Raw genomic sequence first — 24,062 nt, 5'->3', positions numbered from 1 at the left:
TTACACGCGGCGGGGGGGCACACGTGCGAAGCCACGAGCTCAGGTCGGACAACGAGTTGAGCGGCACGGTGCACGGTCCGACCATCCAGGCGGGTTCGGTGTACGGCGGTATTCGCATCGGCTCCGAACCACGCGGCGTGGGTCAGGCGCCCTGGCAGCTCCCACCGTCCATGCACGTGGTCGACCGGTCCCAGGAGTTTGAGGCACTTGAGCGGCACCGGACCCGAGCTGTGCGGGAGGAGCGTCCCGCACTGGCCGCGGTGAGCGGCCTGGGCGGGGTCGGAAAGACCACGCTCGCCCTGAAGTGGCTGCACACGTTGCGTCCCCATTTCCCGGCCGGGCAGCTCTACGCCGACCTTGGGGCGCAGGCCCCTGACGGACCGGCGCTCCCGGAAGAGGTGCTCGGGCGCTTCCTCCGGGCCCTGGGAATTCCCGCGCAGCAGGTGCCCGAGACGCTCGCCGAGCGGGCGGCGCTGTACAGATCCCTGACCGCCGACCGGCGCCTCGTCGTACTGCTCGACGACGCCTCGACCGCGGCCCAGGTCCGCCCGTTGCTGCCTGCCGGCAGAAACGTGACGGCGGTGACCAGCCGCAACCGGCTGCCGGGCCTGACCGTGGATGGCGGCTGCTCCGTCCACGTGGAACCACTGGGCCCCGAGGCGGCGGTCGAACTGCTGGCGGCCACCCTGTCCGACGGCAGGGTGGCCGCGCAACCCGAGGACGCGCGCACTCTTGTCGAGTTGTGCGCCGGCCTGCCGCTGGCCGTGCGGGTCGCCGGGGCCCGGCTCGCGGCACGGCCGGAACGGCGTATCACCACGATGGTCCGCGCACTCGCCGCGGAGCGCGACCGGCTGGAGGTGCTGGCGATCGACGGCGACCACAATGTGCGTGCGGCGCTCGATCTGTCGTACCGGGCGCTGCCGCCTCCTGCCGCCCGCCTTTACCGGCTGCTGGGACTGCATCCCGGTCCGGAGTTCGCGAGCCCGGTGGCGGCCGCGGTGCTTGCCGGTGAGGATGCGGCGGAGCTGCTGGACACTCTGCACGATGCGAGCCTGCTCGTGGACGCCGGAGAGGATCGTCACCGCTTTCACGACCTCGTCCGCCTGCACGCCGCCGCGAGGGCGCGGGAGGACGAGCCGGGACATGAGCGCGCGATGGCCTTTCGCCGTATCGCCGACCACTATCTGGCGAGCGCCACCCGAGCCGAGGAGGTCATCGATCCGCAACACCGCACGATGGCCCGCGACTACGGTCCCGGACCCGTGGTCACGACGGAAACCGACGACGATCCCGATGCCGCCCTCGACTGGCTGGAGCGGGAGTTGGCCAACCTGATGGCCGTGATCCGTCGGTCCCGCTCCGCCGGCTTCCCGAGCGTCGGCTGGCAGCTCGCCGATGCCCTGTGGCCACTGTTCCTGCGGCGCAAGTTCTACGACGACTGGCATGCCGCACACGAGGAAGGGCTCGCGGCGGCCGAGGAGTTGGGGGACATCGCGGCCGCGTGCCGGATGCTCACCTCGGGTGGCGTGGGGCAGCTCGGTTCCGGGCATTACAACCGGGCCCTGGAGATGTTCGAACGCGCGGCCCAGCTCTTCCTGGAGGCTGGTGACCGGCTCGGCCGGGCTCGCACACTCAACTACCGTGGGCTCGCCCTGCAGCGCCTCGGCCGTCTCGACGAAGCCGCCGTCCTCTTCCGGCGCGCCGCGGCGGAGCTGCCGGCGTGCGGTGACGTGCGGGCCGCGGCTCTGGCCCGGATGAACCTCGGTGACATCGCCCTCGCCACCGGGCCTGCGCTGGAGGCGGCCCGCCACGCTCGTGCCGCCCGCACCGTGCTGCAGGAGGCGGGCGACACCTACAACGCGGCCCGCGCGGCCACCCTGCTGGGCCGTGCTCATCTCGCCCTGGACCAGTGCGACCAGGCGCAGGAGAACTTCGTCGCCGCGCTGGCGACGCTGCGCGGCCTGACCGCGAACTACGAGACGGCCCGCGCCACGGCAGGTCTGGCCGAGGTCGCCGAACGTCGCGGGCAGGCGCAGGTGGCCCGCGAGCACTACCGGCAAGCACTGGAGCTCTACACTTCTGTGGGCCGGTCACGTTCGGACGAGGCAGAGTCCTCGCGGCAGCGGCTGCGGCAGTTGGGGGACGGAGAGTCCGAGCACCAGAGCCGAGCCGACGAACCGAATCCCCCGACGGACAGTCCGGCCACCAGCCAGGAATGAGCCAGCGAGGCGACGGCCGCCCACTCCTCAGCGGGCTCCCCCGCCCCGCGGGACTCGAACTCGATCACGGTTCCGTCCGGACCGAACCGCAGCCAGCAGCGGGAACCCCGATGCGCTGCCACCACGAGAGCGCCCGGATGCGCGGCCGCCGTCTCGGTGACCCCGCTCGGCCCGGTGCCGTGCCCGATCAGCACGTCACCGAGCGGAGACCAGCGCTTCGGTGCGGGAAGCCGGACCCGGACGTGCTCGTCCACGGTCCGGGCCCCGGTGTCCGGGTTCAGCAGCACGGTGCGGACCCGGTGCACAGGACCGTACGCGCTCGTGCCCGGGGACACGGCGGTGCACAGCGTGACGGCGACAAGCCCCGTCATGGCCTCGTCACGCTGCCCGGTTCGTCGTAGCGCACCGTGAGCGGGAGGCGCGCCGGCTGTGTCGTGGCCCGGGTGGTGGGGGCCCGTAATCGTAGTTTGCGGTAGAGCAGCGCGCGCATCCTGCGTTCGAAGCGGCCGGGCTCGGAGGAGATGCGGGCCGCCACCCGTTCACATCGATGCGGACGCCAGGACGTGGAGCTGCGCTTGAGTTGTGGCCGCAGCGGACGGTCCGCGTGCAGTCGGGGCGCGAAGGACATGAGTTCGGCGAGCGGCGAGCCCGGATCCACGTCGGCGTCGGACCGACCCGCCATAAGGATGGGTACGCCGGTCATCGCACCGTACAGAGAAACCGAGCCGTGATCGCCCACGATGTAGTCGGCAGCCACGAGTGCCCCGGTCCAGTCGCCGTGCGGGCTGACCAGGGTCAGTCCTGCGCGGGCCAGCCCGGCGAGCCAGGCACGGACCTGCCAGTCGCCGTGGGCGTTCCAGACGTGCGGATGCAGGAGTGCGGCGATCCGGAACTCGTCCCGGGGGAGTTCGCCGACCAGCCGCTCCAGGATGTCCCAGCCCTGCCCCAGGACCGAGTCGGGTCCCCAGGTGGAACAGACGAGGACGAGCCGCTGCCCAGCCCTCACCCCCAGAGCATCGCGGTACAGGGCCCGGAGAGGGAGGCTGACGGCGATGCGGTCGAAACACGGATCGCCCACCACTTCGGCCACCGGCAGGGCTTCGGGGCATTCACGGCCGAGCCTGGTCAGCTCTTCCTGATGGGCCAGTACGACCACCTCGGGCACCACCGCGCCGTCTCGTACCAGACGCTGCCTGCTGAGACCGTAGACATCGCGCTGCGCGACCGGGCGGCCGCCTCGGGCGGCCGAGGTGACCTTGTTGTGTCCGGCCCCGTGCGGAAGCACGATCACGGGTGTCTGGAGTTCGTGGAGGCTGCCGTGGCTCGCGGCCAGACCGAGGTCGAACTCCGTCTGCACCGCCTGACTCCACGGCAGCACGAGGCCCCTCAGCCGTTCCAGGAACTCCGCCACTCCGTTGCTGAACACGTCGGGTGCCTGGGTGAAGACGACCTGCACCCGTACGTCGCCTTCCAGCAGGCGTATCGCGTCGAGCAGCCGCTGCCCGGCGATCACCGTGTGCACCACGACCAGGACTCTCCTGCGGGGCCTTCTGGTGGCCCAGCGCTCGACGTCGAGTCGCACCGGTACATGACGCCAGTGCGACTCCGGCACTGTCACGCTCATCGTTGAACTCCCCCGGTTCTCCTTCGTGCCTTCGCGGCCGCGGAAACGGCCGGCCGATGACAGAAGCGTGCCCGGGCGTCTGGATGGCGGGCTTGCAGAAATCCTGCACAGCCGCACAACCGAGCATCCGGGCCATGTGCGCCCCCTCACGCTCCGGTGCGCCTCTGTCTTCACCCCCGGATTCAGCAGAACAGTTGCCCGAAGTGCTGGACAAATGTGCGAGCACTGCCGAAGTTGCAGGAAGAGGTACACCCACCGGGGGTGATCGTGGAACTTCTTGCTCTAGGACCTCTTGAGCTGTGGCACGGGCGGCAACAGCACGAACTCGGATCGCTGAAAGAGCGCTGCGTGCTGGCCACCCTGGTACACGCTCGGGGGGAGCCGGTCTCCGTGGACGCGCTGATGGACCGCGTCTGGAACGGGGATCCGCCACCAACCGCGCAGGACACCCTGCACAGTTATCTCTCGCGGTTGCGAAGTCGATTACGCAGGGCGGTGGGCGACGACCTGGCGCGGGTCGAGCGGCCCTCCCCCCGGCTGTACCAACTGCGGGTCGATCCGGAGGACATCGACCTGCTGCGTTTCCAGCGCCTGCGTAAGGATGCGGCGGCCGCCGGGGCACGAGGTGAACGCGAGCTCGCGATCGGGCTGCTGCGCACTGCTGAAGCCCTGTGGCGCGGCGATCCGTTGACCGAGTTCAATGACAACTCCTGGGCACTGTCCGTGCGGTCGCGGCTGACCGAGGACCATCGCCGGGTCCGGGAGGAGCGCATCGGTCTGGAGATGGAGTTGGGGCGCCACGCGGACCTGGTCGGCGAACTCCAGGAGCTTGCGTCACAGAACCCCTTCGCCCAGAAGGTGGTCGGTTCCCTGATGCTGGTCCTGTACCGCTCCGGGCGTCACGACGAGGCTCTCGCCGTCTATCGCGACACTCGTGAAAGGCTGCACGAGAGCCAGGGCATCGAACCTGGCTCGGAACTCCAGGAACTCCATCTCCGCATGCTCGAACAGGACCACACTCTCCTGGGCACGGAGGCCGGGCCCCCTGTTGCGGCCGCCGCGCAGGAACCGCGCGACTGCCTGCCCCGGGACACCCGCGACTTCACCGGCCGCGTCGGTGAACTGCGCATCCTGTTGGCCGCCTCCGCGGCGGACAACGGCACACCGGACGCCCTGCCCGTCACCGTCGTGCACGGTATGCCCGGAATCGGCAAGACGACACTCGCCGTACACGCAGCCCACCGGCTGCGCGCTGCCTACCCGGACGGTCTGTTCTTCGTGGACCTGCGGGGTTTCGGCAGCCGCCAGCCCCTCGCCCCGGCGGAGGCCCTCGCGATCCTGCTGCACTCGGCCGGGTGGTCCGGCGAGTTGCCCGCCACGACGGACGAGAGGGCGGCGAGGTGGCGGGAGTGGACCGCGCGGCGCCGTGCGCTCGTGGTGCTCGACAACGCCAGGGACGCCGCTCAGGTCACCTCCCTGCTGCCCGGCGCACCCACATGTCGGGTCATCGTGACCGCCCGCAGCCGACTGTCCGGACTCGACAGTGCCTCGTCCCTGTTCGTGGACACGCTGTCCCGGGCCGAGGCGGCGGCTCTCTTCAGTCGGGTCGTGGGCTCCACGAGAGCCTCCGCCGAGCCCGAAGCGCTGGCGAAAGTCGTGGAGGCCTGCGCGTGCCACCCCCTGGCCATCCACCTTTTGGCGAGCCGTTTTCGCCACCGTGACTCGTGGGCACTCCAGGACCTGCTCGACCGGCTGACGCACGCGGCCAATCCGCTGGACGAGTTCGACACCCTGATAGAGGCGGTCTTCCGGTTCTCGTACGCCGAACTCGAAGCTCCTGCACAGCGCTTGTTCCGCTGCCTCGCCCTGCACCCCGGCCCGGACATCACCCTCCACGCGGCAGCCGCGCTGGCCGGGCCGGACTTCGACGACGAAGACGGACCGCTCCAGCGGCGTGTCGAGGACCTGATGGACTCCAGTCTCCTCGAAGAACCGGTACACGGACGCTATCGCCTGCATGATCTGACTCGGGCCTTCGGCCTCCAGGTCGGCACCCGCACGGATCCGGAAGCGGACCGTCGTGCATCAGTCGGCCGTCTCGTCGGCAGCCACCTCGTCAGCGCCCGGCAGGCCGACCGCCTGGTGCATCCGCACCGTCGGCCGATCCCGCTCAGCCCGGAGCAGAAATCCCACGCCCCACGGACGTTCCGCGACGCGGACGACGCCTCGGTCTGGCTCTCGGTGGAACGTGCCAACCTGCTGGCGGTCGCGCATGCGGCCGCACTCGATCACCCGGAGCACGCGGCGCTGTTCCCCAGCGTTCTGGCGAGATCCCTCAAGCGGTGGGGGACCTGGGACATCGCTGCCGAGCTTTTCGACGTGGCGCTGCCCGCCCTCCGCGCCCGCGGAAACCGGAACGCACTCGCCCATGCCCTGACGGACCGCGCGGATCTGCTGGCGCAACGCGATCATGCTGACGCCCTGCGGTGCGCGACGGAGGCCCTGTCGATCTACGAGGAGCTGCACGACGTCAACGGCCGCGCCGACGCGCTCCTCCAGTCGGGCCGCGCCCACCTCGCGGCCGGTCGCAGCGCCCAGGCCATGTCCGACCTGGCGGAGTCACTCGCACTGTACGGCGAGGCCGGCAATCGGCCCGGCGAGGCCGACTGCCTCAACGTCCAGGGAATCGCGCTGTATTACGCGGGTGAGTACGACGAAGCCCTGCACCGGGTCCAGCTGATGGAAGACATCTACGAGGAGCTGCCGGATCCCTACGGGCTGGCCCAGGCCCTGAACAACCGTGGCGAGCTGCACTGTCTTCAAGGACGCCACGACGAGGCCCGCGACTGCTATGAGCGGTCTCTGGTGTTGATGCGGGATCACGGCGGCCGACCCGAACTGGCGATCTTGGACACCAATCTGGGTGCTGTGCACCAGGCGACGGGCCGGACCGACCTCGCCCTCGTCTGCTACCGCAGAGCCCTCGCCAGCCACCGGAGCATCGGCGACGCGCTGGGCGAAGCAGATGTGCTGATCAGCATGGGGGTCGCCCACGCCCAGTCCGGTCGCCGGGGCGAGGCACTGCTGCACTTCACCATGGCGGAACAGGTCGCCACCGGCATCGACAACCCGTACGAGACACTGCGCGCGAAGATCGGGGCGGCTGACGTCCAACGGGAATCGGGTCGGCTCGACCTCGCGCTCACAGGGTACGAGGAGGCTCTCGAACTGGCCGAAACCGTCGAGTTCCCGCTGGGCTCGGCCCAGGCGCTCGCGGGACTCGCACGGACCGCGTTCCTGTGTCCCCGCGGCGACCAGGAGGCCCACCGGTACGGAGAGCGGGCGATCGCTCTGTACAGACGCCTCGGCGCCGACGGGGAGGCGGAGACACTGCTCCGACTCCTCGCGAGGCACGAGTCGACCGGCTCCTGAGCCCCCTCCCAGGAGCCGGCGGACTCCGCCTCGCGGACCAGGTCGGCCGACCGTTCAGCCGGCCGCGGCCCTCGGCGGTGTCACCACATCCAGCGGAACACCACCAGTGTCACGTAGGTCGCTCCCAGGACTGGCAGTGAGGCGGTGCAGATCCGCAGCAAACGGGATTTCAACGTGCTCCTCGAAGATCGACGGGACAGTTCTGCCGCGGGTGATCACTCCGGCTGGGCGAGAACGTACTAGATCCACGCGGAGCCGAGGAACGCGTTTGCGGAATACGAACACATGCGGTATTAGGACATGTGACCGTCATGTCGGTCTGATGTGCGATAACCCTGGTCGCTGCCCGAGCCGTTGAAGGTCAGCCCGGAGAAGCTCTGCCCTTGCAGGACCGGCCCGTGCTGCACACCCCCGCTGATGCTGTTGCGCACCGTCTGCGACACCGCCTCCCCCGCGGCCGGGGAGAGCTCCGCCAGCATGGACCTCAACTCCTCGGCGGCATCCGGATCGGCCTCCAGCGCGCGGCGCAGCCTGATGCGCCACCCGGCCTCGATGTCGGCCACCACGGCGTCGTCCGCCGCGTTCCGGGCCGCCATCAGCTCCCGCTGCGACGCCCGCAGTTCCTCCTCGGCCGCGTCCTCGTCACCGGCACGCGCGAAGATCCGCACCAATCGGTCCCGTGCCTGCGTCCAGGTGTCCGACACCATGAGCCCGATCAGCGTCGTCGCCCCGGACGTCGCCAGTGCCGCAAGCTCAGCTTCCACTGCCGCCCCCCTGTACCGGCGCTCTGTAGCCCCCGTAGAAGCCAAGGTAGGGAGACCGCACGGGCTTGGGTAGACCCGGCGCCGCGCCGGTCGGTGCCGACCACGCGGCCCGAACGTGAATGGGTGCCGACCGGAAACCGGTCGGCACCCATTCACGTGTTCCTATGGTGTCCGAGGGGGGACTTGAACCCCCACGCCCGATAAAGGGCACTAGCACCTCAAGCTAGCGCGTCTGCCATTCCGCCACCCGGACCAGGTGTCTGCCGCCTTGACGGAGGTGTTCCGCGCGGCGACATGGACAACAATACCAAGCTTTCGGAGTGCCCTTCACCTGCATTTCCGTCCTCCCCGAGAACCCATGAGCGCCGCGCCAGAGTATGTGGCGACAGTATTCTGTATACTGTTGGCCACCAAATGGCCCCTGCTCGGAGGCGACATGGCAGATCTGGATTCCGCGGTGGTGCTCGGCATGGCAGAGCAGGCCCCCGACGGCATAGTGATCATCGACAGCGAAGGGCTGATCCGCTACTGGAACCGGGGCGCGGAGCGCATCTTCGGGTTTCCGGCGGCCGACGTGGCCGGCCGGAGCCTGGACGTCATCATTCCCGAGAGGCACCGCAAGCGGCATCAGGACGGCTTCGAGGCGGCCATGGAGCGGGGGTACAGCAAGTACGGGGACGCGGATCTGCTGAACGTCCCCGCGCTGGCCGCGGACGGCCGCAAGCTGTCCATCGAGTTCAGCGTGGTGCTGCTGGCGGGCCCCGACGGCAGCAGCTACTGCGGCGCGGTCATCCGGGACGTCACCGCGCGACGCGAGCGGGAGCGGGAGCTGATGCGGCGCCGGGCCGAGACGACGACGGTCTGAGCCCCGCCGGGCAGCGCGGAAGCGGCCGTGACCTTCGGGTCACGGCCGTTTCCACGCCGGCTCCACGTCAGACGATGACGCCGCTCTCCTTCAGCCGGCCGATGGTCTCCTCGTCGTAGCCCAGCTCCACCAGGACCTCGGAGCTGTGCTCGCCCAGGAGCGGGGCGCCGACGACCTCCGGCTTGAAGGAGGAGAACTTCACCGGGCTGCCCACGGTCAGATAGGTGCCGCGGCCCTTCTGCTCGACCTCGACGACCGTGCCGCTGTTGCGCAGGTCCTCGTCGTAGGCGATCTCCTTCATGCTCATCACCGGGGCGCAGGGCACCTCCCACTCCCGCAGGATGTCCACCGCCTCGTACTTGGTCTTGTCCGCGAGCCACTTCTCGATCTCCTCGAAGATCTCGAAGATGTGCGACTGGCGGGCTCGCGCGGTGGCGTACTCCGGGTCCTCGGCCCACTCGGGGCGGCCGATCACCTCGGCGGTGCGCTTCCAGTTCTGCTCCTGGACGGTGAAGTAGATGTACGCGTTCGGGTCGGTCTCCCAGCCCTTGCACTTGAGGACCCAGCCGGGCTGGCCGCCGCCGCCCGCGTTGCCGCCGCGCGGCACGACGTCGGTGAACTCGCCGTTCGGATACTGCGGGTACTCCTCCAGGTAGCCGACCCGCTCCAGGCGCTGCTGGTCGCGCAGCTTGACGCGGCAGAGGTTCAGTACGGCGTCCTGCATGGAGACGGAGACCTTCTGGCCCCGCCCGGTCCTGCCCCGGTCGATGATCGCGGTGAGGATGCCGATCGCCAGGTGCATACCGGTGTTGGTGTCGCCGATGGCGGCGCCGGAGATGGTGGGAGGGCCGTCCCAGAAGCCGGTGGTGGAGGCGGCGCCGCCCGCGCACTGGGCGACGTTCTCGTAGACCTTGAGGTCGTTCCAGGACGACTGGTCGTTGAAGCCCTTCACCGAGCCGAAGATCAGCCGCGGGTTGAGCTCCTGGATGCGCTCCCAGGTGAAGCCCATGCGGTCCAGGGCGCCCGGGGCGAAGTTTTCCACCAGGACGTCGGCGTCCTTGATGAGCTTCTCCAGGACCTCCTTGCCCTCGGCGGTCTTGGTGTTGATGGCGAGGGAGCGCTTGTTGCTGTTGAGCATCGTGAAGTAGAGCGCGTCCAGGTCCTCGATGTCCCTGAGCTGACGGCGCGTCACGTCGCCGCCGTTGGGGCGCTCCACCTTCAGGACGTCGGCGCCGAACCAGGCGAGCATCTGCGTGCAGGCGGGACCGGCCTGGACCCCGGTGAAGTCGATCACCTTGATTCCGGCGAGCGGCTTTTCACTCATGTGTGCTTCCTTTTCGTGAAGTTACGTGGTCACTTCTTGGCCGGCGTGATGTTGCCGACGGTGATGCCCTTGGGGTTGAGGTGCGAGATGTGGCCGCTCTCGGTACCTGCCGAGGGGTCGATCACGCAGTCGATGAGCGCCGGGCCACCGGCGGCGAGGGCCTCGGTGAGGGCGGCGGTGACCTCGGCGGGCGTGGTGGCCCGGTAGCCCTTGCCGCCGAACGCCTCGATGAGCAGGTCGTGGCGGGCCGCCGACATCAGGGTCGTGGGCGCGGGCGCGTCGTCGTAGGGGTTGGTGTCGTCGCCGCGGTAGACACCGCCGTTGTTCATGATCACGGTGATGACGGGCAGCTTGTAGCGGCAGATCGTCTCGATCTCGATGCCGCTGAACCCGAACGCGCTGTCCCCCTCGACGGCCACGACCGGGGCGCCGCTCTCGACGGCGGCGGCGATCGCGTAGCCCATGCCGATGCCCATGACGCCCCAGGTGCCGCTGTCCAGGCGGTGGCGCGGCACATGCATGTCGATGACGTTGCGCGCGATGTCCAGGGCGTTGGCACCCTCGTTGACGAGGTACGTCTCCGGGTGCGCGTGCACGACGTCGCGTACGGCCTTCAGGGCGCCCATGAACTGCATGGGGTGCGGGTCGGCCGCCAGGCGCGCGGCCATCTTGGCGACGTTCTGCGTCGAGCGCGCCCCGAGTTCCTCGCGCCAGGCGGAGGGGGCCGTGATCTGGCCTGGCTTGGTGCGTTCGGCGAGCGCGTCGAGTACCGACTCGATGTCACCGACGAGGGGTGCGGAGATGGGCTGGTTGCTGTCCATCTCCTTGGGATCGATGTCGATCTGGACGAACTTGGCGTCGGGGTTCCATCCCGTCTGGCCGTGGCCGAGGAGCCAGTTGAGGCGGGCGCCGATCAGCATCACGACGTCGGCCTTCTTCAGCGCCAGGGAGCGGGCGGTGGCCGCCGACTGGGGGTGGTCGTCGGGCAGCAGGCCCTTCGCCATCGACATCGGTACGTACGGAATGCCGGTCGACTCGATGAACTGCCGCACCTTGGCGTCGGCTTGGGCGTACGCGGCCCCCTTGCCCAGCACCACCAGCGGGCGCTCGGCGGAGGCGAGGAGCTCGATCGCGCGGTCCACGGCCTCCGGCGCCGGCAGCTGGCGCGGCGCGGGGTCGACGAGACGGCTCAGCGTCCGGTCGCCCTCCGCCTTGGGCATGATGGCGCCGAGCACCGCGGCGGGGATGTCGAGATAGACGCCGCCCGGGCGCCCGGAGATCGCGGTGCGCAGGGCGCGGGCGATGCCCCGGCCGATGTCCTCCACCCGGCTGACCCGGTAGGCGGCCTTCACGAAGGGCTGCGCGGCGGCGAGTTGGTCCATCTCCTCGTAGTCGCCCTGTTTGAGGTCGACGAGGTGGCGCTCGCTGGAGCCGGAGATCTGGACCATCGGGAAGCAGTTGGTGGTCGCGTTCGCCAGGGCGACCAGGCCGTTGAGGAAGCCCGGGGCCGAGACCGTGAGGGCCACGCCGGGTTTCTTGTTGAGGTAGCCGGCGATGGCCGCCGCGTGTCCGGCGTTGCTCTCGTGGCGGAAGCCGATGTAGCGGATGCCCTGCGCCTGGGCGAGACGGGCCAGGTCGGTGATCGGGATGCCGACCACCCCGTAGATGGTGTCGACGTCGTTCATCCTGAGCGCGTCGACGACCAGGTGGTACCCGTCGGTGAGCTCGGTCGGAACGTCGGCGGCTGCCGCGGTCTCCAGTGTCGAGGGGGCGGTCATGGTCCGAGGTCCTCCTTGGGCAGGTCCTGCCGGAGCGGCTACTCCTCTCACCATCCGCAGCGCGCTCGTCCGCGTCCAAGACCCATCGGCGACCAGCCGATAAACGGCGTCTATCGAGGGCTGGTCAGGGGCCTGGCAACGCCCTTGATAGACAGCTGCTATCGGCCGTTCGCCAGCGGGTATTGGACGCGCACCGGGTGCCACCGCACGCTCGCAGTGGATGTTTCGTCGGACCTGTGCGAGGGGGTGGGGTCATGGCCGTTCCGGCCGCGGCATCCGTGCGTGACGCGAACCGGTACCGGCCTGCGGAGGTCACGGGCCTTGCCGACCTCCTCGACCGGCAGGTACGTGAACGCCCGGACGCCCGGGCCCTCGTGGTGACCGGCGAGCGTGTGCACCTGTCGTACCGGGGGCTGGCGTTCCTGGCCGAGGATGTGGCGGCCCGGCTCGGTGGTGCGGGGCTGCGTCCCGGTGATGCGGTCGGCCTGATCTGTGCCAATACGGCTGAGTTCGTCGTCGGGTTGCTCGGCGCGGCGCGGGCCGGGCTGGTGGCCGCGCCGCTGGATCCAGCGCTGCCCGGGTCCCAACTGTCCGCACGGCTGATGGCGTTGGGGGCGCGGGCGGTTCTCCTCGATCCGTCGACGTCCGGTGTCGTCCCGCTTCCGGTGCCGGCCTGGCCGCTGCGGGTGGACGTCTCCCGGGCGGGGACTGCTGCGGTGGTTCTCGAACCCGGTGTCTGCGAAGTGTCGCAAGGCGGGGGCGCGGCCGGTGAGTTGTCGGACCGGGACGCCCTCGTGCTGTTCACCGCCGGCACCACCGCCCGGGCGAAGATGGTTCCGCTGACGCACGCCAATGTGGCTGCCTCGGTCCGAAACATCTGCGCCACCTATGAGTTGGGTCCCGGGGACGCGACGGTCGCGGTGATGCCGTTCTTCCACGGCCACGGGCTGTTCGCCGCGCTGCTGGCGTCCCTGGCGAGCGGGGGCTGTGTGCTGCTGCCCGAGCGGGGGCGGTTCTCGGCGGGCACGTTCTGGGACGACATGCGGGCCGTGGGCGCCACGTGGTTCACGGCGGTGCCGGCGATCCACGAGATCCTTCTGGACCGATCGGAGCGGGAGTACCCGGGTCCGCAGGCGCCGCCGCTCAAGTTCGTCCGCAGTTGCAGCGCGCCCCTCAACACGGCGACGCAGCGGGCGCTGGAGCGCACGTTCGGTGCGCCGCTGCTGTCCGCGTACGGCATGACGGAGTCCTCGCACCAGGCGACCAGCGAACCACTGCCGCAGCGGGGAGCGCTCAGGCAGGGTTCGGTGGGCCGGCCGACCGGCGTCGAGGTGCGGGTCGTGGACCGGGGCGGGCATGCCTGTCCGGTGGGTGTCGAGGGCGAGGTGTGGGTGCAGGGGCCCACGGTCGCCCGGGGTTATCTCGCCGACGGGGACGAGTCGGCGCGGACCTTCGTCGACGGGTGGCTGCGCACGGGTGATCTGGGCGCGCTGGACGAGGACGGGTACCTGTCGCTGACCGGGCGGATCAAGAACCTCATCAACCGGGGCGGGGAGAAGATCTCGCCCGAGCATGTCGAGGACATCCTGGCCGGCTGTCCGGGGGTCGCGGCGGCGGCCGTGTTCGCGGTCCCCGACGGGGTGTACGGGCAGCGGGTCGGCGCCGCCGTGGTGGTGCGCGAGGCCGACGGCATCGGGCGCGAGGAGATCCTGCGGTACTGCCGCGACCGGCTGGCCGCGTTCGAAGTACCGGACCGGCTCGAACTGGTCGCCGCGCTGCCGTACACCGCGAAGGGAGGACTGGACCGGAAGGCGGTCCAGTCGCGGTACGCGCCCTGACAGGGGCGGATGGGGGCAGGGGCCCGACGAGGGGCAGGGCTCGCCGTTCCCGGTGGGGGCAGCCTGTGGGTGGCAGCGCTCCGACGAGGCACCCTTGGGGGGAGCGCCCCGACAGGACAGCCGGGACAACGCCCGCCGCACCCGGCAAGGAGCTGCCTGCCGGAGGCAGCGCACCGACGAGGCAGCCTCGAGGCAGCCACCGGCGGCGTAGTCACGGCAGCTCCCACCATGCCCGGCAAGGAGCGACCCGTCGGAGGCAGCGCCCCGACGAGACAGCCTCGAGGCAGCCACCGGCGGCGTAGTCACGGCAGCTCCCACCATGCCCGGCAAGAGGCGACCTGTCGGAGGCAGCGGCCCGACGAGGCAGCCTTGGGGCAGCGACCCGACAAGCAGCCGGGGCAGCGTCCGTCGTGCTCGCCCAGGGAGCGGCCTGCAGGAGACAGCAACCCCGACGAGACAGCCTTGAGGCAGCAACCCGACAAGGCAGCCGGGACAACGCCCGCCGCACCCGGTGAACCCGCCTCGTAGTCCGCGGCCAGGCCCGCCGGGTGGGCGATGGCGGCCGGCGCGCCCTTGGAGGGCTGGAGCGCCTGACCTCGCAGATGACCTTGACGCCGTCGCCGCGCAGGGCGGCCACGCCGTCCTGGGCCGCGGGAGGCTTCGCCGTGCGAGCAGCCGGCCGTTGGCAGCACGCCGACGAGACAGTCTCGGGGGCAGCGCCCCGGCGGTGCAGCCGGGGCCGCGTCCGCCGTGTCCGGCAAGGAGCGGCTGGGACGGAATCGGCCCGGGCAGGCCCGCCCGCCGCCGTGCTGCCGTACGCCGCCGTGCGAGAACCGAACCCGAGAAAGCCGTGCCGACACGCGCGCCCTCGCGGAGCTCAGCGCACCCGGTGTTCGGTGGGCAGGGGGCGGGCGAAGAAGTCGTCCAGGGACAGGCCCGTCGCCGCGTTGACGAACGCGCGGGCGGCGACCGAGCCGGGGGTCGCCGCGTGGATCGCCACGGAGACCTGGGCTCCGGCCTCGGGGTCGACCAGCGGCAGGGCTCTCGTCCGGCCCACCACCGGCATCGCGCGCAGCCAGGTGTGGGGCACGATGCTCGCCCAGCCTCCGCCGCCCACGTGGGCGTAGAGGGAGGCGATCGAGTCCGTCTCGACCTGCGGGGTCACCACGTACCCCTTCTCCGCGAACACGCTGTCGACGATCTGGCGGATCCGCATGTCCGGCGTCAGCAGGGCGAGCGGCAGCTGGGCCGCGTCCGCCCAGGACACGGTGGCGGACTGGGCCACCAGATGGTCGTCGGAGACCAGGAGCATGTACCGCTCCTGGTAGAGGGGGACGACCTGGAGGCCCTCCTGGTCGTCCGGGTCGAAGTGGGCGATGGCCACGTCAAGTTCGTAGTCGCGCAGCTGGCGGTGGAGTTCCTTCGTCGACAGCCGGGAGCGGACCTGGACCTTGGCCAGCGGATGCGCCGCGCAGAAGGCGGCCACGGGAAGGGCGAGCGTCGTGGACGCGGTGGGGTCGGTGCCGAGGCGGAGGGTCCCCGTGATGCCGGACTGCACGGCGGCCACCTCGGCCTTGAAGGCGTCCTGTTCGGCGAGGATCCGCTTGGCCCACACCACGAGCCGCTCGCCCTCCGGGGTGAGGCCCTGGTAGTTGTGGCCGCGGTTGATCAGCGTGACGTTCAGCTCCCGCTCCAGCTTGGCGATCGCCGCCGAGAGCGCGGGCTGGGAGACGTAGCAGGAATCCGCCGCCCGGGCGAAGTGCCGTTCCCTCGCCACTGCCACGAAGTATTCGAGCTGCCGGAACAGCATGAGCGGCTCCTCCCTGCCCATGGGATCACTGTCTCCATACTGTATGCAGTGTGGAGTGATGTACAGGGAGGAGACCGCACCGGTCAGCGCAGAAGCTTCACCGCGGCCACCACCAGGGGGTCGAGGCCGTCCACGCCGGCATCGACGAACTCGTTGAGCCGGGTGCGCATGCGCGGGTCCCAGAACCTGCCGATGTGCCCCGCGATCGCCTCCGCCGCGTCCTCCCCCGGCAGATGTCCGAGGTTCCTGGCGATGTCGTTGGCCATCCTGCACTCCGACGGCACGGTCGCTGTCATCTCAGTCCACCACCGTCACGAGGTCGTTCCCGGCGGCCTCGGTGTCGCTCTGCCGGTCCGGGCGGGCGAGCGCCACCTGTACGGCGGTCACCTTGTACTCCGGGCAGTTGGTCGCCCAGTCGGAGTTCTCCGTGGTCACCACGTTGGCGCCGGTGACGGGGTGGTGGAACGTGGTGTACACGACCCCGGTCGGCATGCGGTCGGAGAGCTCGGCGCGCAGAGTCGTCTGCCCGACGCGGCTGGCCAGGGTGACCATGTCGCCGTCGTTGATGCCGCGGACCTCGGCGTCGTGCGGATGCAGCTCGAGTACGTCCTCGGGGTGCCAGGCGACATTGGCGGTGCGGCGGGTCTGCGCGCCGACGTTGTACTGACTGAGGATACGGCCCGTGGTGAGGACCAGGGGGAAGCGCCGGGTGCTGCGTTCGCTGGTCGGCACGTAGGAGGTGACCACGAACTTGCCCTTGCCGCGGACGAATTCGTCCACGTGCATGACGGGCGTGCCCTCGGGCGCCTCCTCGTTGCACGGCCACTGGACGCTGCCGAGCTTGTCGAGGAGGTCGAAGGAGACTCCGGTGAACGTCGGCGTGACCGACGCGATCTCGTCCATGATCCGGCCGGGATGGTCGTAGGACATCTCGTAGCCCATGGCGGTGGCGATCTCGCTGACGATCTGCCACTCGTGTTTGCCCGTCTTCGGCTTCATCACCGCGCGTACCCGGTTGATGCGGCGTTCGGCGTTGGTGAAGGTGCCGTCCTTCTCCAGGAAGGACGCGCCGGGCAGGAAGACGTGCGCGAACTTGGCCGTCTCGTTGAGGAACAGGTCCTGGACGACGACGAGTTCCATCGCTTCGAGGGCCGCGGTGACGTGCCCCAGGTTGGGGTCGGACTGGGCGATGTCCTCGCCGTGGACGAACAGGCCGCGGAAGGTGCCGTCGATGGCCGCGTCGAACATGTTGGGGATGCGAAGTCCCGGCTCGGCGAGGAGGGTTCCGCCCCAGAGGTTCTCGAACACCGTGCGGACGGCGTCGTCGGAGACGTGGCGGTAGCCGGGGAGTTCATGGGGGAACGAGCCCATGTCGCAGGAGCCCTGCACGTTGTTCTGGCCGCGCAGCGGGTTCACTCCGACCCCGTCGCGGCCGATGTTCCCGCACGCCATCGCGAGGTTGGCCATTCCCATGACCATGGTCGAGCCCTGGCTGTGCTCGGTGACGCCGAGGCCGTAGTAGATGGCCCCGTTGGACGCTTCGGCGTACAGCCGTGCCGCGGCCCGGAGTTCGGCGGCCGGTACGCCGGTGATCTCCTCGACGGCCTCCGAGCTGTTCTCCGGTCGGGCGATGAACTCGGCCCAGTCGTCGAAGCCTTCGCACCGCGCGTCCACGAAGGACCGGTCGACCAGGCCTTCGGTGACCACGACGTGTGCCATCGCGTTGACCACGGCCACGTTGGTGCTGGGCCTCAGCTGGAGGTGGTGCCGCGCCTCGATGTGCGGCGAGCGCACGAGGTCGATGCGGCGCGGGTCCACGACGATCAACTGGGCGCCCTCACGCAGCCTTCGCTTCATCCGGGAGGCGAACACCGGGTGTCCGTCAGTGGGGTTGGCGCCGATCACCATGATGACGTCGGCCTCGGCGACCGAGCGGAAGTCCTGGGTGCCGGCCGACTCGCCGAAGGTCTGCTTGAGGCCGTATCCCGTCGGGGAGTGGCAGACGCGGGCGCAGGTGTCGACGTTGTTGTTGCCGAAGGCGGCGCGGACCATCTTCTGTACGACGTAGACCTCTTCGTTGGTGCACCGTGAGGAGGTGATCGCGCCGATCGCGCTGGAACCGTGCTGTTTCTGGATCTCGCGCATCCGCCGGGCGACCGTGCCGATCGCCTCGTCCCACTCGACCTCGCGCCAGGGGTCGGTGATCCGGTCGCGGACCATGGGCTTGAGCCGGCGGTCGGGGTGGGTGGCGTAGCCGAAGGCGAAGCGGCCCTTCACGCAGGAGTGGCCCTCGTTGGCGCCACCGTCCTTGTACGGCACCATGCGCACGAGTTCGTCGCCGCGCAGCTCGGCCTTGAAGGAGCAGCCGACCCCGCAGTACGCGCAGGTGGTCACCACCGACCTGGTGGGCATGCCCAGTTCGACGACCGAGCGTTCCTGGAGTGTGGACGTCGGGCAGGCCTGGACGCAGGCCCCGCAGGAGACGCACTCGGAGTCCATGAAGGTCTCCCCGGCGCCCGGCGAGACCTTGGAGTCGAAGCCGCGGCCCTCGATGGTGAGGGCGAAGGTGCCCTGGACCTCGCCGCAGGCGCGCACGCAGCGCGAGCAGGCGATGCACTTGGACGGGTCGAAGTCGAAGTACGGGTTGGAGGTGTCCTTCTCGGCGTCGAGGTGGTTCTCGCCCTCGTAGCCGTAGCGGACCTGCCTGAGGCCCACCACCCCTGCCATGTCCTGGAGTTCGCAGTCCCCGTTGGCCGGGCAGGTCAGGCAGTCCAGGGGGTGGTCGGAGATGTAGAGCTCCATGACGCCCTGGCGGAGCTTCTCCACCTTGGGTGTCTGGGTGCTCACCTTCATGCCGTCGGCGCACGGGGTGGTGCAGGACGCCGGGGTGCCGCGTCGGCCGTCGATCTCCACCACGCACAGCCGGCAGGAGCCGAACGCCTCCAGGCTGTCGGTGGCGCAGAGTTTGGGTATGTCGACGCCGGCCTGCGCGGCCGCGCGCATCACCGAGGTGCCCTCGGGGACGGTCACCGGCAGGCCGTCCACCTCGACGGACACCGTCGCCGGTCCTGGCCTCTCGGGGGTTCCGAAGTCGGGTTCCTTGAGGAGTGTCATGCCGTGCCCTCCGTCCTTCGGCCCGTCGCCTGTACGGGCTGGATGTCCAGGAGTCGACGGCCGCCGAGGAAGTCGTCGGGGAAGTGGGTGAGGGCGCTGCGCACGGGCAGCGGGGTCAGACCGCCCATCGCGCACAGTGAGCCCTCGGTCATCAGGTCGCAGAGGTCTTCGAGCAGGGCGAGGTTCTCGTCCCGGTGGGTGCCGGCGACGATCTTGTCGATCACCTCGACGCCACGCACCGCGCCGACCCGGCACGGTGTGCACTTGCCGCAGGACTCCTCGGCGCAGAACTCCATCGCGAAGCGGGCCTGCGCGGCCATGTCGACGCTGTCGTCGAAGACGACCACTCCGCCGTGGCCGACCATCGCCCCGGCCGCCGCGAACGCCTCGTAGTCCATGGGCAGATCGAACATCTCCGTCGGCAGGTAGGCGCCGAGGGGGCCGCCGACCTGCGCGGTGCGCACCGGGCGTCCGGAGAAGGTGCCGCCGCCGTACTCCTCGATGAGCTCGCGCAGGGTGATGCCGAAGGCGGTCTCCACGATGCCGCCGTGGGCGATGTTGCCGCCGAGCTGGAACACCTGGGTGCCGCGGGAGCGTTCGACGCCGAGTCGCTCGTACGCCTTCGCGCCCTCGGCCATGACCACGGGCACGGTGGCGAGGGTGAGGACGTTGTTCACCACGGTCGGTTTGCCGAACAGGCCCTCGATCGCCGGGATCGGCGGTTTCGCGCGGACCATGCCGCGCTTGCCCTCCAGGCTCTCGAGCATGGAGGTCTCCTCGCCGCAGATGTACGCGCCGGCGCCGACACGGACGTGCAGGTCGAAGTCGAGGGCGGAGCCGAGGATGTTCCTGCCCAGCCAGCCGTGCTCGCGGGCGATCCCTATCGCCCGGCTCATCGTGGCCACCGCGTCCGGGTATTCCGAGCGGATGTACAGGTAGCCCTCGCTCGCCCCGACCGCGTGTGCGGCGATCGTCATGCCCTCGATGAGCATGAACGGATCGCCCTCCATGACCATCCGGTCGGCGAAGGTCCCACTGTCGCCCTCGTCGGCGTTGCAGCAGACGAACTTCAGCTCGTCGGCGCAGTCCAGCACCGTCTTCCACTTGATGCCGGCCGGGAATCCGGCGCCGCCGCGGCCGCGCAGTCCGGACGCGGTGACCTCGGCGACCACGTCCGCGGGGGCGCGTTCCAGGGCGGCGCGCAGTCCCGCGAGGCCGCCGTGGGCTTCGTAGTCCTGGGCCGACAGCGGGTCGGTCACTCCGACTCTGGCGAAGGTGACGCGGTTCTGACGCGCCAGCCAGGGCAGTTCGTCGACGAGACCGAGCCGCAGGGGGTGATCGGCGCCGTCGAGCATGCCCGCGGCCAGGAGCCCTTCTACGTCTTGCGAGGTCACCGGGCCGTAGCCGACACGCCCTTGGGGGGTCACCACCTCGACCAGGGGCTCCAGCCACAGCATGCCGCGGGATCCATTGCGTACGACGTCGAGGGCGAAGTCCCCGCGGTCGGCGGCGTGTTGAAGGGCCTGTGCGACCTCGTCCGCGCCGACGGACCTGGCCGCGGAGTCGCGGGGGACGTACACGCTGGCCGTGGGGTGCGTGGGGTTGTTCATGAGGAGACCGTCCCGTTGAGGATCGCGCCCAGCTTGGCCGGGCCAACTCGTCCGTACAGCCGTCCGTCGGCCTCCACCGACGGGCCGAGCGCGCAGTTGCCGAGGCAGAAGACCTGCTCGACGGTGACCGAGCCGTCCGGCGTCGTCTCGCCCAGGGGCAGCCCGGACTGGCGTGCGTAGCTCACCAGTTGGTCGGCGCCCAGCGCCTGGCAGGCCTCCGCGCGGCAGATGCGCACGGTGGTGCGGCCCGCGGGCTCGCGGCGGAAGTCGTGGTAAAAGGTCACGACTCCGTGCACGTCCGCCCGGGAGAGGTTGAGCTCCTCGGCCAGCACCGGCACGGCCTCCTGCGGCACATGGCCCAACTCGGCCTGAACGGCGTGCAGTACGGGCAGAAGTGCGCCGCGCTCGCCCCGGTGACGGGCCACCACCCTTCGGACCACGTCCTCGACCGTCACATCACTCCCGCTGGTCGTCATGATCGCTTCGCCTTCCGTCACACGGGTCCCCGGCGAGGGATGCAGGAGACTGAGACAATACTCCATACAGACTTCTGTATACACAACCCTGCCAACGGGAGGACCGTGAGCGTCAACCAGCGCGGTCCCCGGCGTCGACGGCCGCCATGTTGCATACCAAAACCTGTATGCTGACGCGGCCGTCGGCGACCCTCCGCACGGCCCCCACTTGGCAAAGCCGCCGCCCGGCGACAGCGGCGGCAGAACGGGACAACCATGCGCGAGGCACTCACGGCCGCAGCGTCCCGGCGCGTCACCCGCCCGGCGCCGCTGCGTCAGGCTGTGTACGACGCCCTGACCGAGCTGATCATCAACGGCTCCCTGAAGCCGGGCCAGCATCTGGTCGAGGCCGAGCTCGCCGAACACCTCGGCGTCAGCCGCCAGCCGGTCCGCGAGGCGCTCCAGCGGCTCCAGACTGCCGGCTGGGTCGATCTGCGGCCCGCCCAGGGGGCCTTCGTCCACTCCCCCACGGAGGAGGAGGCCGCCCAGCTCCTCGGCGTCCGTTCGGTCCTGGAGACCTACTCGGCCCAGCTCGCCGCGAAGAACGCCAAGCCCGAGGACATCGCGCGCCTTGACGAACTCCAGCTGGACGGGATCGCCGCTCTCGCCGACGGCGACGTCGAGCGCCTGGTCGCGGCCAACACCGCACTGCACGACTTCATCACCGCGGTCGCCGACAACGCCGTGCTGGCCGAACTGATCGCCCAGGTCGGCCAGAAGGTCCGCTGGTACTACACGCCCATCGCCAAACCCCGCGGCAAGGAGGCCTGGAACGAGCACACCCAGCTCATCAGGGCCATCGCCAAGGGCGACGCGGACCGGGCGGGCGAGGTCATGCGCAAGCACACCGAGCGTACGACCGACTTCTACCGCAGGCAGATCGCGGACGGGGCGAATCAGGACTGACGTTTTGCCGGGCACGGTTCAGGACGCGGCGAGGGAGCCGGCGGGGCGGCGAGCGCTCCCGAGGTCGAGGGCCGGTGGGCGGCGGGTCCCGGCGGCGGCCCGCAGTTCGAGCAGCCATGGCAGGACCGTGCGGAGCACGATGTCGAGTCCGCCGCCGTCCGCTCCGAGCATCGCCTCCGCGGGCACCAGCACCGGGTCGGCGAACACCGTGGAGGTCGCGCTGCCGCGGGGTCCCGCGGCGCCGGCCCGCGCCGGGACGAACAGGTCCGGGGCGTGCGCCGGGACCGCCCAGAGCGTCAGCCCGTCGGGGGCAGCGAGGGGCCGGGAGGACCAGACGTAGAGGTCGGCCTCCCCCGCCGCGACCACTCGCTGCTTGCGGGCCCGCAGGGCCACCACCTCACCGGAACGGGTGGCCGCGGAGCGCGGCACGAGCAGCTGGGTCTCCGCCGACGGCCCATGGCCCTCCCCCTGCACCTCCACCACCGACTCCGACTCCGACTCGGCGAGCGCAAGACTGGCTAGATGGCGTCCGGCGGCGATCTCACCCCGCGTCCAGGGGTCGCCGTATGCCTCGATGACGGCGACCGCCGTGTAGTGGGACTGGAGGACGGCCGCCGTCGCCGCGCAGACGCGTCCGGTCCGCGCGACCACGTCGACGGCCTCCGGCAACCCCCCTCCCCCGCCGCCGAATTCGGTGGAGACGGTGAGTCCCAGCAGTCCGGCGCGGCCGAGGGCCGTCACCGTGCCGCGAGGGAACCGGCCCTGCACGGCGGTTGCTTCGGCGACGGGTCCGACGACACTGGTCAGGACTTCGGAGAGAGCGGTGCGGTACGACACGGGGCGACCCCCTCGGGCGTGGCTGCTGGTCCACTGTCGAATGATGATTGCATACAGTATTCTGCATGGAAGGCCGCCGCGCCAGGGGGACCGGCCGGGCAATATCCGGGAGACCCATCAGCCGAACGAGGGAGACAGGGCCCATGCCCGATACACCCACCGTGACAGCCCGTGGCCCGATCAGCAGGCCCACACCGCTCCGCCAGGCCGTCTACGAGGCGCTCACCGAACTGATCATCAACGGCTCGCTCACGCCCGGCCAGCACCTCGTCGAGGCGGAGTTGGCGGAGAGCCTCGGGGTGAGCCGGCAGCCGATCCGCGAGGCGCTGCAGCGGCTCCAGACCGCCGGCTGGGTCGACCTGCGCCCTTCACAGGGGGCGTTCGTCCACTGCCCCACCACGCAGGAGTGCGCCCAACTCCTCAGCGTCCGGGCGCTCCTGGAGACCCACTCCGCGCGCGGCGCGGCCCGGCACGCCACTGCCCGTGACGTCGCCCGGCTGTGGGAACTCCAGCAGACCGGTCTGGCCGCCCTCGCGGCCGGCGACGCCCGGGCCATCGTGGAGGCGAACGCCGCCCTCCACGGCCACATCACCCTGCTGTCCCGCAACGCGGTCCTGGCCGAACTCGTCCCCCAGGTCGACCTGCGGGTGCGCTGGTACTACATGCCCATCGCCAGGCCCCGTGGCAAGGACGCCTGGAACGAGCACGCGAGGATCATCGAGGCCATCGGCGAGGGTGCCGCCGACCGCGCCGAGGAGCTCATGCGCCGACACACCCGGAACACCACGGACTTCTACTGCGAGCAGATCTCCGCGGTGGCCGGCCGGGACGACTGACCCCGGTCGGCCACCACCGTCAACGAACAAGGGTGGCTCAGGAGTTCGGGTCGATCTCCCGCAGCAGTCCCGTCGTCACGTCGAAGACGAAGCCCCGCACCTCGCCGGTGTGCGGGAGGAACGGCGAGGTGCGCACCCGCTGCATGGACTGCCGTACGTCCTGGTCGACGTCCTGGAAGGCCTCCACCGCCCATGCGGGGCGCTGGCCGACCTCGAGTTCCAGTTCGTGCCGGAAGTCCTCGGTCAGGGTCTGGAGACCGCACCCGGTGTGGTGGATGAGCGCCACACTGCGGGTGCCGAGCGCACGCTGACTGACCGTCAGGGAGCGGATGGTGTCGTCGGTGACGACTCCGCCGGCGTTGCGGATGGTGTGGCAGTCGCCGAGCTCGAGGCCGAGCGCGGCGTGCAGGTCGAGGCGGGCGTCCATGCAGGCCACTACGGCCACGCGCAGAACGGGTCGGGCGCCCATGCCGGGGTCGGTGAATCGGGCGGCGTAGGCGCGGTTGGCTTCCACGAGCCGGTCGGTGACCGTCGCGGTTCGGGGTGCTGAAGTCGACATGTGGGGCTACCTCACTCCGGTCGGGTCGGGT

The 24,062-nt window shown here is 70.4% G+C and carries 17 protein-coding genes, 1 tRNA gene and 1 pseudogene; 6 read left to right on the top strand and 13 right to left on the bottom strand.

Annotation, left to right across the window (positions count from 1 at the left end; all coding sequences use genetic code 11):
- The first annotated feature begins 23 nt into the window (after nt 1-23).
- Complete coding sequence (locus BFN33_RS14655) at nt 24-2,219, top strand: NB-ARC domain-containing protein (protein ID WP_069760460.1); 2,196 nt, start codon at nt 24-26, stop codon at nt 2,217-2,219.
- Nucleotides 2,220-2,586: 367 nt separating this feature from the next.
- On the opposite strand, the gene BFN33_RS14650 is transcribed toward BFN33_RS14655, so the two are convergent.
- Nucleotides 2,587-3,843 (bottom strand): hypothetical protein, encoded by a 1,257-nt coding sequence (locus BFN33_RS14650; protein ID WP_069760459.1) that lies wholly within the window; start codon nt 3,841-3,843, stop codon nt 2,587-2,589.
- A 216-nt stretch (nt 3,844-4,059) separates the two neighbouring features.
- On the opposite strand from BFN33_RS14650, the gene BFN33_RS14645 reads away from it, so the two are divergent.
- A complete protein-coding gene (locus tag BFN33_RS14645) occupies nt 4,060-7,275 on the top strand; it encodes a tetratricopeptide repeat protein (RefSeq protein ID WP_370743288.1) in 3,216 nt (1,071 codons plus the stop codon).
- A gap of 293 nt (nt 7,276-7,568) precedes the next feature.
- Here the strand turns inward: BFN33_RS14645 and BFN33_RS14640 are convergent, their stop codons facing one another.
- Nucleotides 7,569-8,039, bottom strand: a complete 471-nt coding sequence (locus tag BFN33_RS14640; protein ID WP_069760458.1) for a hypothetical protein — start codon at nt 8,037-8,039, stop codon at nt 7,569-7,571.
- A 165-nt stretch (nt 8,040-8,204) separates the two neighbouring features.
- Nucleotides 8,205-8,292: transfer RNA gene (locus BFN33_RS14635), tRNA-Leu, on the bottom strand.
- A gap of 183 nt (nt 8,293-8,475) precedes the next feature.
- Here BFN33_RS14635 and BFN33_RS14630 point away from each other — a divergent pair.
- Nucleotides 8,476-8,904 carry a PAS domain S-box protein gene (locus tag BFN33_RS14630; protein WP_069760457.1) on the top strand — a complete coding sequence of 143 codons (429 nt, stop codon included), beginning with the start codon at nt 8,476-8,478 and terminating at the stop codon, nt 8,902-8,904.
- A gap of 67 nt (nt 8,905-8,971) precedes the next feature.
- On the opposite strand, the gene frc is transcribed toward BFN33_RS14630, so the two are convergent.
- Together frc and oxc are read right to left on the bottom strand one after the other, a co-directional pair.
- Nucleotides 8,972-10,228 (bottom strand): formyl-CoA transferase, encoded by a 1,257-nt coding sequence (gene frc, locus BFN33_RS14625; protein WP_069760456.1) that lies wholly within the window; start codon nt 10,226-10,228, stop codon nt 8,972-8,974.
- A gap of 29 nt (nt 10,229-10,257) precedes the next feature.
- Complete coding sequence (gene oxc / locus BFN33_RS14620; RefSeq protein ID WP_069760455.1) at nt 10,258-12,006, bottom strand: oxalyl-CoA decarboxylase; 1,749 nt, start codon at nt 12,004-12,006, stop codon at nt 10,258-10,260.
- 254 nt (nt 12,007-12,260) lie between these two features.
- Here oxc and BFN33_RS14615 point away from each other — a divergent pair, with 254 nt between their 5' ends.
- Nucleotides 12,261-13,844, top strand: a complete 1,584-nt coding sequence (locus BFN33_RS14615; RefSeq protein WP_069760454.1) for a FadD7 family fatty acid--CoA ligase — start codon at nt 12,261-12,263, stop codon at nt 13,842-13,844.
- Nucleotides 13,845-14,335: 491 nt separating this feature from the next.
- On the opposite strand, the pseudogene BFN33_RS49755 reads toward BFN33_RS14615, so the two are convergent.
- From BFN33_RS49755 to BFN33_RS14590, 6 genes and pseudogenes are all read right to left on the bottom strand, one after another.
- Nucleotides 14,336-14,514: pseudogene (locus BFN33_RS49755) on the bottom strand (indole-3-glycerol-phosphate synthase TrpC); the annotation flags it as partial.
- 207 nt (nt 14,515-14,721) lie between these two features.
- On the bottom strand, nt 14,722-15,654 hold the full coding sequence (locus BFN33_RS14610) for a LysR family transcriptional regulator (protein WP_069760737.1): 933 nt from the start codon (nt 15,652-15,654) through the stop codon (nt 14,722-14,724).
- A gap of 83 nt (nt 15,655-15,737) precedes the next feature.
- Entirely contained in the window at nt 15,738-15,950 is a 213-nt protein-coding gene (locus BFN33_RS14605; RefSeq protein ID WP_069760453.1) for a formate dehydrogenase subunit delta, read from the bottom strand.
- A 1-nt stretch (nt 15,951) separates the two neighbouring features.
- A complete protein-coding gene (fdhF, locus tag BFN33_RS14600; protein WP_069760452.1) occupies nt 15,952-18,768 on the bottom strand; it encodes a formate dehydrogenase subunit alpha in 2,817 nt (938 codons plus the stop codon).
- Nucleotides 18,765-20,378 (bottom strand): NADH-quinone oxidoreductase subunit NuoF, encoded by a 1,614-nt coding sequence (locus BFN33_RS14595; protein WP_069760451.1) that lies wholly within the window; start codon nt 20,376-20,378, stop codon nt 18,765-18,767. The genes fdhF and BFN33_RS14595 overlap by 4 nt, the downstream gene beginning before the upstream one ends.
- A complete protein-coding gene (locus BFN33_RS14590; protein ID WP_069760736.1) occupies nt 20,375-20,854 on the bottom strand; it encodes a formate dehydrogenase subunit gamma in 480 nt (159 codons plus the stop codon). The genes BFN33_RS14595 and BFN33_RS14590 overlap by 4 nt, the downstream gene beginning before the upstream one ends.
- Before the next feature lie 255 nt (nt 20,855-21,109).
- Between BFN33_RS14590 and BFN33_RS14585 the strand changes: the two genes are divergently transcribed.
- On the top strand, nt 21,110-21,799 hold the full coding sequence (locus BFN33_RS14585) for a GntR family transcriptional regulator (protein ID WP_069760450.1): 690 nt from the start codon (nt 21,110-21,112) through the stop codon (nt 21,797-21,799).
- An 18-nt stretch (nt 21,800-21,817) separates the two neighbouring features.
- Here BFN33_RS14585 and BFN33_RS14580 read toward each other — a convergent pair whose 3' ends face one another.
- On the bottom strand, nt 21,818-22,636 hold the full coding sequence (locus tag BFN33_RS14580) for an acyl-CoA dehydrogenase family protein (protein WP_069760449.1): 819 nt from the start codon (nt 22,634-22,636) through the stop codon (nt 21,818-21,820).
- Between the two features lie 143 nt (nt 22,637-22,779).
- Between BFN33_RS14580 and BFN33_RS14575 the strand changes: the two genes are divergently transcribed.
- Nucleotides 22,780-23,472, top strand: coding sequence for a GntR family transcriptional regulator (locus BFN33_RS14575; RefSeq protein WP_069760448.1), 693 nt, complete (start codon nt 22,780-22,782; stop codon nt 23,470-23,472).
- A gap of 37 nt (nt 23,473-23,509) precedes the next feature.
- Here BFN33_RS14575 and BFN33_RS14570 read toward each other — a convergent pair whose 3' ends face one another.
- Nucleotides 23,510-24,031, bottom strand: a complete 522-nt coding sequence (locus tag BFN33_RS14570; protein WP_069760447.1) for a carbonic anhydrase — start codon at nt 24,029-24,031, stop codon at nt 23,510-23,512.
- Nucleotides 24,032-24,062 lie beyond the last annotated feature (31 nt).

Source organism: Streptomyces sp. LUP47B (assembly GCF_001746295.1).
Taxonomy (GTDB): Bacteria; Actinomycetota; Actinomycetes; order Streptomycetales; family Streptomycetaceae; genus Streptomyces.
Note: the sequence above shows the minus strand (reverse complement) of the source record. Positions and strands in the feature narration are given on the sequence as shown.